This is a genomic window from Profundicola chukchiensis (assembly GCF_029664245.1).
Taxonomy (GTDB): Bacteria; Bacteroidota; Bacteroidia; order Flavobacteriales; family Weeksellaceae; genus Profundicola; species Profundicola chukchiensis.
Genome location: NZ_JANAIE010000008.1, coordinates 1 through 13,609, shown reverse-complemented (window position 1 = coordinate 13,609; position 13,609 = coordinate 1). Strand labels below are relative to the sequence as shown.

The following is a 13,609-nucleotide window of genomic DNA, read 5'->3' as shown; positions in this document are numbered from 1 at the left end:
TTACTAATGTGCTAAAATACAACTTTTGAGCATCTTTTAGGCTATACATATATAGGTAGTTTTCAACAAAAGAGAGAATTTTGTTGATAATTCTAGACATTATTGTTTTTAGTACACTAATTCAAAAATTAAAATTTGGTTTTAGGCTTAAATTCACTGATTTAGAAATCTTAAAGCATAGTTTTTATTTATTTTTACAACTTTTAAGTGCTTTAAACTTTCCTATCAGAAAGATTTTAATTACATTTGCCGTTCTAAAATCACCAAAGTATTATAACCTAGGTTTTAGACCATAAAAGCTAGGAAATAAGTAAAAAATTTTGGTGTTTAATTTTTTAGATTAAAAAGAAGTTTTATATTTGCACCCCGAATCGGAAGAAAGATTTGATTATAAAGTGATTAGCGATGAAAAGAACATTCCAACCAAGTAATAGAAAGAAGAGAAACAAACACGGATTCCGCGAGAGAATGGCGACTAAGAATGGTCGTAGAGTGTTGAAAGCAAGAAGAAGAAAAGGAAGAAAAAGCCTTTCTGTAAGTTCTGTACGCGCAAAGCGTTAATTTCTCCTTAAAACACACATAAATTTAGCTTGAAAGTTTACTTTCGAGCTTTTTTTATTTACTTTTGAAAAAACTTTGATATGCCCAACACTCCTATTATATCCTTACGCGATGCCGATGTTTACCAAAGAAATTTCTTGGTCTTAAACAATGTTGATTTCGAAATGCAAGCTGGTGAATTCGCCTACTTGATTGGTAAAACAGGTAGTGGTAAGAGTAGTTTGCTTAAAATTTTATACGGTGATCTTCCATTACAAAATGGAACAGGTCAAGTAGCGGGCATAGATTTGGAGAATTTAAGCACTTCAAAAATTCCTCATTTAAGAAGAAAACTAGGAATCGTATTCCAAGATTTCCAATTATTGACAGACAGAACGATTGAAAAGAACCTAGAGTTCGTTCTTCGTGCTACTGGATGGAAGAACAAGTCAGAAATAACACATCGTATTGACCAAGTTTTGGAAGATGTGAATATGGCTACCAAAAAACACAAAATGCCTCATCAACTTTCTGGTGGAGAGCAACAACGTATTGCAGTTGCGCGTGCATTATTGAATCAACCTCAACTGATTCTTGCGGATGAGCCTACGGGGAACTTGGATCCAGAGACTTCGATCGAGATTATGAATCTTATCAAAAGATTGTCTGAGGAGAATAACATGGCTGTTTTAATGGCAACCCATGATTATAGCATGATTAGAAGATTCCCAGCGAAGACTTTTAGATGTGAAAACGGAAAAGTTTTAGTGGCTGAATCTCAATCTCTATTCGCAAATATTTAATAAATTTCCTGAATAATTTTAGTTGCATTTAACTGATTGTTTAATGCATCTTTGAATAATTTATTTCTTTGATCTACTTCATGCTCTGAAGTAGGCTGATGTTTTAATTCCTGAATTTTAAGAATATATTCATCGGTTGTATTAGCTATTGAAACATATGAACTCAGTTGAGATTTCTGGACAGAATTATTGTCAGAAATAATGTGTCGTGCGTAGGCAAGAGAATCTATTAGTTTTAATTTAACACCAGAAGGAACAGATGTTTTTAATAAAACTATCTGTGCTCCCTGTATTAATTCTTTCATTTCTGAAGTGGAAGGATTTAAAACGCATTCAACATTATCCTTTTTCAACTTACTTTCTAAACTTGAATCCAAGCTTTTCCCAGCGATTTTAAACTTAATTTTAGGTAATAAAGAAGACAACTCATTTGAAATCCATTCGGCAGTTGCTAAATTTTCATTTACAGAAAGATTTCCATGGAATAAAACATAATCTCCTATTCCTTCTAAAACTTCAACTTTTTCATGTGCATGAAAAATAGGAGCAATTTTAATATTATCATTGGATTGCTGGAAGTAGGCTCTATCCTCTTCTGATAAAACTAACAATCCATCGAATTGAATTAAATTCCTTTCAAACTCTTGAGTTCTTTTCTCCTCTACTTTAAAAATATTTTTCTTGATAAAATTCTTCTCCGTTTTAGCTAGTTCAGCAGCATATTCTGCTTCAGCATTATGACAACGAAGGAATTTTTTATGATCTTTAAGTTCAGAAGTTAGAGCTGAATGACTCGTATGCAAGCCTTCATATAAAATAGGAAAATCATTTTGAGCTAAATTCTGAATGAGCTGTTTATTCCTGCGGGATAACATCCTCAAAGGAAGTTTAGAAAATATTTCCGTTGAAACCGGAGATGATTTTGGATAAAAATGAACGCTTTCACAAATTGAAGACAACTCCTCAGACTGCATTTCTTTTTCAGCGAAATAATGCAAGTGAACCTTTACACCAAGTTGATGCAAAGATTTTATCTTATAAAATACATCGATAATTCCCCCATAAACTGGAGGATGTGGAAAATCAAAGCTAACGATATGTAAGGATTTACGCATTCGCAGCCTTTTTGAAAATATTGACTAATTCCTCCTCCTGATTTTCCCAGTTTAATTCTTTTGAAGCTAACTCTAGATTGGCTAAAAAGTTCTGTTTATCATGCTTTAACGTCGACTTAATCTTTGACGCTATATGTTCTGGATTATGATTCTCAATTACATCACCGATTTGGTAGTGTTGAATTACGTCTTTAATTTCAGGTAGATCACAGCTCCCCAACATAGGAATTCGTGCTTGAATGTAATCAAAAACCTTGTTAGGCAGAGCATAGCGGTAACTCAAACCATTATCTTCTTCTAAACTTAAACCTAAATCTGCTTTAGGTGTAATTTCTTTCAATTCAGCTGGAGTTATTTTCCCAAAAAACCGAACCTTATCTTCTACTCCACTTTCTTTCGCTAAAGTTTTATATTCCTCTATTAAAGGCCCATCACCAATAATCCAAAGTTGAACTTGGTCTAAAAACTTCATCGTCAAAATCATTTTATCAATTCCACGAGAAAAATTGATCGCACCTTGATAGAGTATGACTTTTTGATTAGAAGTTTCGGAGTGTTTTGGAGCTACTTGCTGCTTGGGAACATTTTTAATGATTTCAGGTTCTATTCCATAACTTTCGTTAAACCAATTAGCATAAGAGTTACTAACCGTATAGCTATGCTTTAATCCTGGAACTAATTTAGCTTCTATGAATTTCCAGACTCTTTTTTGAATTGAACCTTCTTTCAACGTTGGCATTTCAGAGAAAATTTCATGAAAATCAACCACTAACGGAACTCGGTAAAGTTTAGAAATAATACTTGCCGGAATCAGTGTATCTAAATCATTTGCCACTAAAATAGATTCATTTTTTGGCATTTTAATTAAAGCTAGCAACAACCTTAATTGCAATTCAGCATAAAACAAAAAATTCTTCTGAAAGAAAATATTTGTCCTTGAAGTCTTGAATGGAATATGATCTAAATTGGGAGCACCTCTATGATTTGTCCCAACCAAATGAAAGTCAAAGCCATTGTTCACTAAAGTACTTCCTACCTTAATCAGTCTCTGATCGGTTGCAATATTATTGGAAACCAAGGCAATGACTTTATTCCTCACGATTTATCTTTATGGATAAATAAGTAGTAAATCTGTACTAAGAAGATAAATACATTTGGAATAATAATCGGCCAACTATCAATAAAATAACCGTATACAACAAATAGTAAACAACCTATACCATTGATTATTCTTAGTAACTTAATATTATTAAATATCAAGAAACTTCCCATAATAAAGGCCGAGGCACTATAGCCTATAATTTCTACATAATTTTCCATAATCTTATATCAGTTTCAAAAGTAATGAATTCTAATATATTCTCTATCATTCCGTAACTTTGCAGAATGATAGAGTCATTGCCACACATTAAAAATTTGGACAGCGGAAATTTCTTTTTAATCGCAGGTCCATGCGCTATTGAAAGCGAAGAAACAACTAGATTAATTGCTGAGAAATTAGTTGAATTAACAGATAAATATAAGATTCCTTTCATTTTTAAAGGTTCATTCCGTAAAGCTAACCGCTCTAGAATAGACAGTTTCACTGGAATTGGAGATGAAAAAGCATTAAACATATTAGCCAATATTAAAGAAGAATTCAATGTTCCGGTTACAACCGATATACATGAATCAAGTGATGCAGAAATGGCAGCGGCTTATGTAGATGTATTGCAAATTCCTGCATTTTTGGTCCGTCAAACAGCTTTGGTAGTTGCGGCTGCTAAAACTGGAAAGGCAGTAACCTTAAAAAAGGGACAATTTCTTTCTCCTGAAAGCATGCAATTCCCGGTAGAAAAAGTAACAGAATCTGGCAATTCAAATGTAGCGATCATCGAAAGAGGAACCACCTTTGGTTATCAAGATTTAGTCGTTGACTTCCGTGGAATTTCTACAATGCAACAGTTTGCACCAGTGATTATGGATGTTACGCATTCATTACAGCAACCGAATCAAAGCAGTGGTGTAACGGGAGGAAAACCAGCTTTAATTGAAACCATTGCCAAAGCTGCTATTGCTGTTGGAGCTGATGGATTATTTATTGAAACTCATCCAGATCCAAAAAATGCTAAGTCTGATGGTGCCAACATGTTAGATTTGAGCAAAATGGAAGATTTATTGAAAAAATTAATAAGAATTAGAGAAGCTATTAAATAGTAGTTTATATCATATCCATTAACTGAAACGTGGTGTGATTATTTCTTAATTTTGCATTCATTCTGAGTTCATTATCAACTTGGACAATTAAAATATACTTCTAAATGTCAGTTTTTGATTTTTAGAAAACTAAAATACATATCATGTTAAATAAGCATTTATTACATAAATATAATATCCCAGGACCTAGATATACTAGTTATCCTACGGTTCCATATTGGGATCAATCTTCTTTTTCAGTAGAAAAATGGAAAGAGACATTAAAAAGATCTTTTGATGAATCTAACCAAGAAGAAGGAATTTCTCTTTACTTACATTTACCTTTCTGTGATAGTTTATGTACGTTTTGTGCTTGTCATAAACATATTACCGTTCAACATTCTGTGGAAGAAGGTTACATCAAAACTTTATTACAAGAATGGGATTTATATTTAGACCTGTTGCAAGACAAACCTATCATTAAGGAATTACACATTGGAGGTGGAACTCCGACTTTCTTCTCTCCAGAAAACTTAAAGATTATCTTAGAAAGCATATTCGCTAAAGCTATTATTGCTGATGAACCTGAGTTTTCGATCGAAGGTCATCCTAATAGTACGACAAGAGAACACTTACAAGTACTATATGATTTAGGGTTTAGAAGAATTAGTTTTGGAGTTCAAGATTATGATCCAAAAGTTCAAAAGGCAATTAATCGTATTCAGCCTTATGAAAATGTAAAAGAGGCAACTGAAATCTCTCGTGAAATTGGTTTTGAAAGTGTTTCTCATGATATCATCTTTGGTTTACCTCACCAGGATTTGAGAGCTATGAAAGATACAATTGAAAAAACAAGATCTTTAAATCCAGATAGAATTGCTTTTTATAGTTATGCGCATGTGCCGTGGATTAAAGGTGTTGGACAAAGAGGATTTAATGAAGATGACTTACCTACCCCAGAGAAAAAACGCGAACTTTACGAAGTTGGTAAGGAAATGTTTGAGGACATGGGCTACGTAGAAATCGGAATGGACCATTTTGCTTTAAAATCAGATTCATTATATAAATCTGCTGTTGAGGGAACCATGCACAGAAACTTTATGGGTTATTCTTCATCAAAAACACAAGTGATGATTGGTCTTGGAATGTCAGCTATTTCTGATAGTTGGTATAGTTTTGCTCAAAATGTGAAAACCGTTAAGGAATACAAAGAAATGGTTTCAAATGGTGAAATTCCTGTGGTTAAAGGTCATATTCTTAACGAAGAAGACTTAAAGATCAGAAAGCATATTTTGAACTTAATGTGTAATTTAGAAACTTCATTTGATAGTGAGGAAACTCAATTCATTGAATTAGAAGATACACGCGAAAGATTGGAGGAAATGGAAGCGGATGGTTTACTTGAATGGCAAGGCGATAAATTAAGCGTAACCGAAGCTGGAAGAATTTTCGTGAGAAATATTTGTATGACCTTCGATTTAAGAATGCTAAGAAATAAACCAGAAACGAGAATATTCTCTATGACTGTTTAATTCAAGCTATCATTTAAAGCTTGAATTTGTTTCTTACGTTCTCTTCTCTTTTGTTGCACTTGAATCAATTGATTCGCAACAATCACAGCAATCATTATGAAAGCTGCAATATAGAAAGTAGCCGACATTTGCTCGGATTCACCAAAAATGAAATAAGCTAACACAATGCTATAAATGGGTTCCATATTCACGGCCAAAACCAGTGAATATGGACTCATATATTTCATTAATTGTACAGATTCAATCATTGGGTAAGCCGTTAGAGCTGCTCCCAAAATCAGCATCCAAATCCAATCATTCCCATTCATTTTAAAATCTGAAATGGAATCCATGAAGAATGGAGAAATTAAACAAACCACTAAAAATGCTCCTATCATTTCATAGAACATCATTTTTCGTGGCATATTATCTTTGTTTTTCTGCAATACTCCATTGAACACTGTCATAGCAGCCGACAAAGATGCACAGGTAACGCCTAGAACAATTCCTAGCCAATACTCCGGGCTTGCTTGGAAGATTAACCATAAACATGCTACCACCACAAGGGAAAGTATTATTTCATAGATGTTAATTTTCCGCTTATAGAAAAAGGGTTCAATAAGTGCTGCAAATAATGCACCCGTTGATAATGTACTTAAGGCGACCGAGACATTGGAAACTTTGATGGCTCCAAAGAATAATATCCAATGTAATCCCATAACAGCTCCCACTCCTAGATATTGGATAAGTTGAGTTTTTGTAACTTTAAATGGAACTTTAAAGATTTTTAGAGCCAAACCAATCGCCAAAATGGCAATAAAGGTGCGCCAAAACACAATAGGCAATGCGGATAAACTAATCAGTTTACCCATAATTCCTGTGAATCCCCAAAGAAGCACAATAAAATGTAACCTAAGTTGTGTTTTAAACATGCAACAAAGATATACGATTTGAACCTTATAAATTGTTAGTTTAACAAAATTGAAATCGCAAATATCGCTTATCAATCCCTAGCGCTTAGGAAGTTATCAACTTACAAAAATGCAAAACATTAGAAATGAATTAGTTTGATAATGAATTTTCAAATAAACAATACCTATAAGAGCGTATTAACTATAAGAGATTCCTATAGCTTTCTCTATTTTACGGAGCGAGCTTTGCATAGTTTTGTACTATAATCAAAAGTTATGAATATTTTAAAACCGATATCGGTTAAGAGAAGAACAAAACAAGAAGCTAGATTTCATCCAAAAATGGGTGCGTTAAGTACAAATGTAACACGTATTCAACAAACCATCTTTGGAGTACCAATCAAAACTTTGCACAAGTACAGAGAAACTTACTTTGGTGAAGTAAAAGATTGTAAAGAATGTAAAGTATCTCTTGTTTAAAAAAGAATTTAAACATTTTAAATAAAAAAATTCCGGCCAGAAGCCGGAATTTTTTTATTCGTGTTAGTCAAGTATTATCTATCTGACATTTCAACATAATCTCTTAAGGTGTGTCCAGTGTAGATTTGTCTTGGACGACCAATTGGTTGATTTGTTTGTCTCATTTCTTTCCACTGAGCAATCCAACCTGGTAAACGACCAAGGGCAAACATAACCGTAAACATCTCTTTAGGAATTCCTAAAGCTCTATAGATAATTCCAGAGTAGAAGTCTACGTTTGGATATAGTTTTCTTTCGATAAAGTACTCATCTTTTAATGCTACTTCCTCTAAAGTTCTAGCTAAGTCTAATACTTCGTCTTCGATTCCTAATTGACCTAATACATCGTCTGCAGCTTTCTTAATGATTCTAGCTCTTGGATCCATGTTTTTGTAAACTCTGTGTCCGAAGCCCATTAATCTAAAGTTGTCATCTTTGTCTTTAGCCTTATCAATCCATTTTTGCATTCCTCCACCGTCGTTCTTGATCATTTCTAACATCTCGATAACGGCTTGGTTAGCTCCACCATGTAATGGACCCCATAATGCAGAAATACCTGCAGAAATAGAAGAGAATAATCCCGTGTGAGAAGAACCAACTAATCTAACCGCAGATGCCGAACAGTTTTGCTCATGATCAGCATGTAAGATAAATAACTTATCTAATGCGTCTACAATTGTTTGGTTAACCTCAAATGAATCATCTTTCTTAAACATCATTTGATAGAAATTACCAACATAACCTAAATCATTGCTAGGCTCAATAAGTGGTAAATCATATTTCTTTCTGTAAGTCCATGCTGCTAAAATATCAAACTTAGCAATTAGTCTTGCTGCTGCATGATACATATCTGCATCCTTACTTGGGTCAACTGCTTTTGGATTAAATGCAGTTAAAGCACTAGTTAAAGTTGCTAAAACTCCCATTGGGTGAGCTTCACTTGGGAAAGCATTCAAAATCTTCCCTACTCTATCATGTACAAAATTATACTCATTTAGAGTTTTTTTCCAACGTGCTAATTCAGTTTCATTTGGTAATTCACCTTCTAGCAAAAGATACATTACTTCAACGAAAGAAGACTTTTCTGCCAATTGTTCGATTGGATAACCACGGTACATTAATTTACCTTCCTCACCATCTAAAAAAGTGATTGCGCTCTCGGTTGAACCTGTGTTTTTGTATCCTGGATCTAGGGTAATTAAACCACTATCTCCTCTTAGGCGTTTAATGTCAACTCCGATATCCCCCATAGTTCCTTCTACTACTGGGTATTCGTATTCTTGACCTTTATAAATTACTTTTGCTGTATCTGCCATTGTATTAATTAAATTTAGTCCTTAAAGTTATGATTAAAAACTCTTATTCAAATATAATATTCATTGAAATTACTAATTTGAGTAACAGTTTTATTTATTTATTGTAAAATGGATTTCTATAAATCTTATAGATTAAACGTTGAACGTATCATCACCTGGAAAAACAGCTGTTCCGCCTAACATTTCTTCTATTCTAATCAACTGATTGTATTTCGCCATTCTATCTGAACGAGAAGCTGATCCAGTTTTAATTTGACCTGTATTTAAAGCTACAGCCAAATCTGCAATAGTAGAATCCTCTGTCTCTCCAGAACGGTGTGACATAACTGCTGTATATCCGGCATTTTTAGCCATGCTCACTGCATCAATAGTTTCAGTTAAAGTACCAATTTGGTTTACTTTAATTAAAATTGAATTCCCAATACCTTCATCAATTCCTTTTCCTAAACGCTCAACATTAGTTACGAATAAATCATCACCAACTAATTGAACTCTATCACCTATCTTTTCAGTTAATTTCTTCCAACCGTCCCAATCATCTTCATGCATTCCATCTTCAATTGAAATAATCGGATATTTCTCACATAATTCGGCTAAGTACTCAACTTGCTCTTCAGAAGATCTGATTTTTCCAGTTTCTCCTTCAAACATAGTATAATTATACTTTCCATCCTGATAGAATTCAGAAGCAGCACAGTCTAGGGCAATCTTAATTTCTGTCCCCCATTTGTAACCAGCATTCTCTACAGCTTTTCTAATCGTATCTAATGCATCTTCTGTTCCATCTACTTCTGGAGCAAATCCACCTTCGTCACCAACAGCTGTTGATAAACCTCTTTCGTTTAATACTTTCTTTAAATGATGGAATATCTCTACACCTTTTCTTAAAGCATCAGAAAAACTTACTGCTTCTACCGGCATAATCATAAACTCTTGGAATGCAATCGGCGCATCAGAGTGAGATCCTCCGTTGATGATGTTCATCATTGGAACAGGTAAAATATTTGCGTTTACACCACCTACATAACGATATAATGGCATGTCTAATTCAGCAGCCGCTGCCTTAGCTACAGCTAAAGAAACACCTAAAATTGCGTTAGCTCCTAATTTAGATTTGTTTTCAGTACCGTCTAATTCGATCATGCGCATATCGATCCAGTTTTGCTCAAAAACTGAAACTCCTAATAATTCTGGAGCAATAACTTCATTTACATTATCAACCGCCTTAAGAACACCCTTGCCCATAAACTCAGGCTCAGCATCGCGTAATTCAACAGCTTCGTGTACACCTGTTGATGCTCCCGATGGAACGGCAGCTCTACCCATCATTCCGTTTTCTGTCCAAACGTCAACTTCTACTGTAGGATTACCTCTAGAATCTAAAATTTGACGGGCATGAATCATTGAAATTATACTCATTATGTATGTATTTTAGTTTTTTCTGTTAAGCTTCAAATTTACAAAATAATAAGTAAAACAGATGAAGATCTGCACAAAACATTCATCATGAATTGGAAAGTGAAAAATCAAGAATTTAAAGTGGATATCGTGTCAACCATATATATGAATGGTCAAACGCTAAGCTTCAAACCAATTACCAAATACTAAATACCAACCACTACTTCTTTATGACTTTCACTTGCTTATAATTTGACGTATTTATTAGCTTTAATTTTAAAATATAAACGCCTGGAGCAAATTTCTCAAAATTCACGAGGTTTTCTTGATGAAAAACTTGACCTGCATATTCACCATTTATTGTGTAAACTTTGATGGCTTCTTCTACATCAAATGTAGAAACCACTTTAAAATTACTTAAAATAGGATTTGGTACAATACGAATTTCATTGTCTCGCTGTAACTCAAATTCAGATGTGTTCAATAATTCTGAGCAAGGAATTTGTTCCGATGGAGAAAAATTTAAATTTAAATTATCATTAGAAAAACAAACTATTTTCTCTGGCATGTATAGATTATTGTCCCAAGATTCACAATTCATCGATGGCATGGGAAACAAACTCATTGAACCACCTATTTGATTATAAACCTTCTCTCCCACCGATAATGACTCCTGATTAACCAGCGTATAATAATCAACTTCTGTATTGGAAATCATCTCTGTGGCTAAAGTTTCAACAGTTTGAACTTCTTGACTGGGATAATCCTCGTCGGCACAAGGAAATAACACAGAATGTATCATAGAAATCTCTTCGCCCATTTCTGGGTTTAATAAGAACATCGGATGAAACTCATCTGTAGCTTCATGATAGTATTGTACCAAGCCATTTTCAACCTTAATGAAATATGAATCCAAGGCTATATCTTCTAATCTGGTGAGTTCACCTCCATATGGATCGCCCACATAGCGAATTAGACTTACTTCCAATTCTTTAAGCATATGATTATTAATGATAGTCTCCTCTCCCCAAGTATATTGAAAATAAGAAACATCGCTCATAGAAAGTCGCTTATAAACCCATTGATTATTATCGTCCAAAAACTCTTGCCCAAAACAAAGGATCGGAAATAGTATAAAAAGTAGTGCTTTTTTCATTTATTAAAGTTGAAAATGCAATTTATGAAATCATCGCTTTATTTAATAAAAATATAAATAATAACCAGTGTTTAAATTACATTACCAACAATTTGTATAAAATACAAGTATTTGATAACAAATCAATATTTGATAAATTAGAGTTGGCTTTAATTAATACAGAATCAAAATACCGAAAAACTTATCCCACTGATTTAATCATAAATACTTATAAAACAATTAATAACTTACAGAAAATAAAGTTTTAAGAAAACAAATAGAACATTTCACTTTTAATGCAAAATCCAACAACGAGAAAGAAGATGAAGAGATTTTTGTGTTAGTAATAGGTGAAACTGTCCGTTATGCAAATTTTCAAATTAATGGATATGAACGCAATACAACTCTAAATCTAAGCTATGCTAAAAATATATTATCGTTCTCCAATACGTATTCAATTAAGTTGTTACCACCTATTCCATTCCTTCAATTCTTACCCGTGCAACTCCTCAAGATTTAACGATTCAAGAAAAAGAAAAAACTATTCTCGATGCGTTTAAGGAGGCAGGTTATTTTACTACTTATTTTGCAAATCAAAATAGTCCATACCCTGTAACACGAAGATTAATTAATGTTGCAGATGAAAACTAAATAAATTTCTTTGATGTTAATGTTAAAGAATATTATGATGGTGCTATATTACCAGATTTCAAGTCGGCTTTATCAACTACACCAAATAAAAAATTTATTCTAATTCATACCTTAGGAAGTCATTTTAGATATACAAATAGATATCCTAAAGAATTTGAAGTCTTCAAACCTGTAATGAATGAATATGGTTAAAGTGAACTCAACTTTGAAAACAGAGAAAAGGTAATTAATGCTTATGATAATTCTGTGTTATATACAGATTTCTTTTTAAGTCAATTAATTGAAAGTCTGAAAATAAAAAATAAAAATGCTGTGCTATTATATTTATCAGATCATGGTGAAAATTTATTTGATAATAAGCTTAAAATCTTTGGACATGGTACTGTTAACCCAACAAAATATGAATACCATATACCTTTTATAACCTGGTTTTCAGATGAATATAAAAACAATTTTCCCCATAAAATTAATGCATTGAAAGAAAACTTACATAAGGCAGCAACATTGACTTCTACTTTCTATACGATTTTAGATATGGCGAATATTGATTATGACAATGCGAAGAATGAAAAAAATTCATAGCTTATCATCTGATGAGTATCTAGAGCCAAAAGAAAGATATATTTTAAATAGTGATCGGGAAATAATAAAAATAAAAGATTAAAGTTTCCTAATAGAAATCAGTGTTATAATTACAATTTTTTGAATTTGAACGCTGTTTTGAAATCGCTAACAAATAGGTTTATTTTGATGAAACTATTGCCATAATTTGACCCTCAAAGTTCCAAAAAAGACACATATTCTTGTTCAAGATAATCTGACGAAAGAAAAAATAGGTAGTCTCATTAAAAAACATACGTATGTCATCACAGATATATTAGATTATGCAGAAATCTTGAACAGAGAAAAGTTAATGCAATCCTCAGAGACTAAATTCTTATTTAAGGATTCTTACTCAAAAAGCGTTCTCTTTCAATACGGCGAACTATTCGTAGAAACCCCAGTATATAAGGTAGTTCAATAGTAGTTGGTATTTGCTAATTAGTAGTTGGTAATTGGTAATTAGATATTATAGATAAAAGTGCTGCCACATCCATTTGGACTGCCAATCCTTTCTACTTTTTACCTTCTACTTTCTACCGTTCCTAGTTCAAGACACCAACTACAATCACCAATTAAGTCCATTCTACTATCTATTTAGAGATTCTACATCTCCAAGTACTGTCTACCAAGTACTGAGAAAAGGGTATAAAAAAAGCCTCATACATTACTGTATGAGGCTTTAAATAAAAGACTGGCGACGACCTACTCTCCCGCTTTCGCAGTACCATCGGCGCTGGCAGGCTTAACTTCTCTGTTCGAAATGGGAAGAGGTGAGCCCTGCCGCTATAATCACCCTAAATTGTTGTGATAGGTTAAACAATCTCTATGAATCGTTTAATTCTCCCATCAAATATGTTATGACATACTGAAGTTTTAGTACAAAGTATCAACTCATCGTTAAATGATATTGATAGTTAAAAACAAATACAAGT

Annotated in this window: 12 protein-coding genes, 1 rRNA gene and 1 pseudogene; 7 read left to right on the top strand and 7 right to left on the bottom strand. The window is 33.1% G+C overall.

What is annotated here, in order from left to right:
- Nucleotides 1–405 precede the first annotated feature (405 nt).
- A complete protein-coding gene (rpmH, locus tag NLM59_RS10225) occupies nucleotides 406–561 on the top strand; it encodes a 50S ribosomal protein L34 (protein WP_304417685.1) in 156 nt (51 codons plus the stop codon).
- Nucleotides 562–641: 80 nt separating this feature from the next.
- The gene (locus NLM59_RS10220) at nucleotides 642–1,343 is read left to right on the top strand and encodes a cell division ATP-binding protein FtsE (RefSeq protein WP_304417684.1); all 702 of its coding nucleotides are present in this window, start codon (nucleotides 642–644) and stop codon (nucleotides 1,341–1,343) included.
- Here the strand turns inward: NLM59_RS10220 and NLM59_RS10215 are convergent.
- Together NLM59_RS10215 and NLM59_RS10210 are read right to left on the bottom strand one after the other, a co-directional pair.
- A complete protein-coding gene (locus NLM59_RS10215) occupies nucleotides 1,340–2,458 on the bottom strand; it encodes a hypothetical protein (RefSeq protein ID WP_304417683.1) in 1,119 nt (372 codons plus the stop codon). The two genes, NLM59_RS10220 and NLM59_RS10215, sit on opposite strands and share 4 nt — an antisense overlap.
- Complete coding sequence (locus NLM59_RS10210) at nucleotides 2,451–3,557, bottom strand: glycosyltransferase (RefSeq protein ID WP_304417682.1); 1,107 nt, start codon at nucleotides 3,555–3,557, stop codon at nucleotides 2,451–2,453. Before NLM59_RS10210 ends, NLM59_RS10215 begins: the two co-directional genes overlap by 8 nt.
- Nucleotides 3,558–3,844: 287 nt before the next feature.
- Between NLM59_RS10210 and kdsA the strand changes: the two genes are divergently transcribed.
- Both kdsA and hemN read left to right on the top strand, forming a co-directional pair.
- The gene (gene kdsA / locus NLM59_RS10200; RefSeq protein WP_304417680.1) at nucleotides 3,845–4,654 is read left to right on the top strand and encodes a 3-deoxy-8-phosphooctulonate synthase; all 810 of its coding nucleotides are present in this window, start codon (nucleotides 3,845–3,847) and stop codon (nucleotides 4,652–4,654) included.
- 143 nt (nucleotides 4,655–4,797) lie between these two features.
- Nucleotides 4,798–6,165, top strand: a complete 1,368-nt coding sequence (hemN, locus tag NLM59_RS10195) for an oxygen-independent coproporphyrinogen III oxidase (protein ID WP_304417679.1) — start codon at nucleotides 4,798–4,800, stop codon at nucleotides 6,163–6,165.
- Here the strand turns inward: hemN and NLM59_RS10190 are convergent.
- A complete protein-coding gene (locus tag NLM59_RS10190; RefSeq protein WP_304417678.1) occupies nucleotides 6,162–7,076 on the bottom strand; it encodes a DMT family transporter in 915 nt (304 codons plus the stop codon). The two genes, hemN and NLM59_RS10190, sit on opposite strands and share 4 nt — an antisense overlap.
- A 255-nt stretch (nucleotides 7,077–7,331) precedes the next feature.
- Between NLM59_RS10190 and NLM59_RS10185 the strand changes: the two genes are divergently transcribed.
- Entirely contained in the window at nucleotides 7,332–7,535 is a 204-nt protein-coding gene (locus NLM59_RS10185; RefSeq protein WP_304417677.1) for a hypothetical protein, read from the top strand.
- Between the two features lie 74 nt (nucleotides 7,536–7,609).
- Here NLM59_RS10185 and NLM59_RS10180 read toward each other — a convergent pair whose 3' ends face one another.
- From NLM59_RS10180 to NLM59_RS10170, 3 genes are all read right to left on the bottom strand, one after another.
- Nucleotides 7,610–8,890 (bottom strand): citrate synthase, encoded by a 1,281-nt coding sequence (locus NLM59_RS10180; RefSeq protein WP_304417676.1) that lies wholly within the window; start codon nucleotides 8,888–8,890, stop codon nucleotides 7,610–7,612.
- A 132-nt stretch (nucleotides 8,891–9,022) separates the two neighbouring features.
- Nucleotides 9,023–10,309, bottom strand: coding sequence for a phosphopyruvate hydratase (gene eno, locus NLM59_RS10175; RefSeq protein ID WP_304417675.1), 1,287 nt, complete (start codon nucleotides 10,307–10,309; stop codon nucleotides 9,023–9,025).
- A 199-nt stretch (nucleotides 10,310–10,508) separates the two neighbouring features.
- On the bottom strand, nucleotides 10,509–11,444 hold the full coding sequence (locus tag NLM59_RS10170) for a T9SS type A sorting domain-containing protein (protein WP_304417674.1): 936 nt from the start codon (nucleotides 11,442–11,444) through the stop codon (nucleotides 10,509–10,511).
- A 316-nt stretch (nucleotides 11,445–11,760) separates the two neighbouring features.
- On the opposite strand from NLM59_RS10170, the gene NLM59_RS11885 reads away from it, so the two are divergent.
- The gene (locus tag NLM59_RS11885) at nucleotides 11,761–11,943 is read left to right on the top strand and encodes a sulfatase-like hydrolase/transferase (protein ID WP_369426794.1); all 183 of its coding nucleotides are present in this window, start codon (nucleotides 11,761–11,763) and stop codon (nucleotides 11,941–11,943) included.
- 131 nt (nucleotides 11,944–12,074) lie between these two features.
- A pseudogene (locus tag NLM59_RS11880) lies at nucleotides 12,075–12,656 on the top strand (phosphoethanolamine transferase).
- Nucleotides 12,657–13,366: 710 nt separating this feature from the next.
- Here NLM59_RS11880 and rrf read toward each other — a convergent pair.
- Nucleotides 13,367–13,474: ribosomal RNA gene (rrf, locus tag NLM59_RS10160) — 5S ribosomal RNA — on the bottom strand.
- Nucleotides 13,475–13,609: the final 135 nt, after the last annotated feature.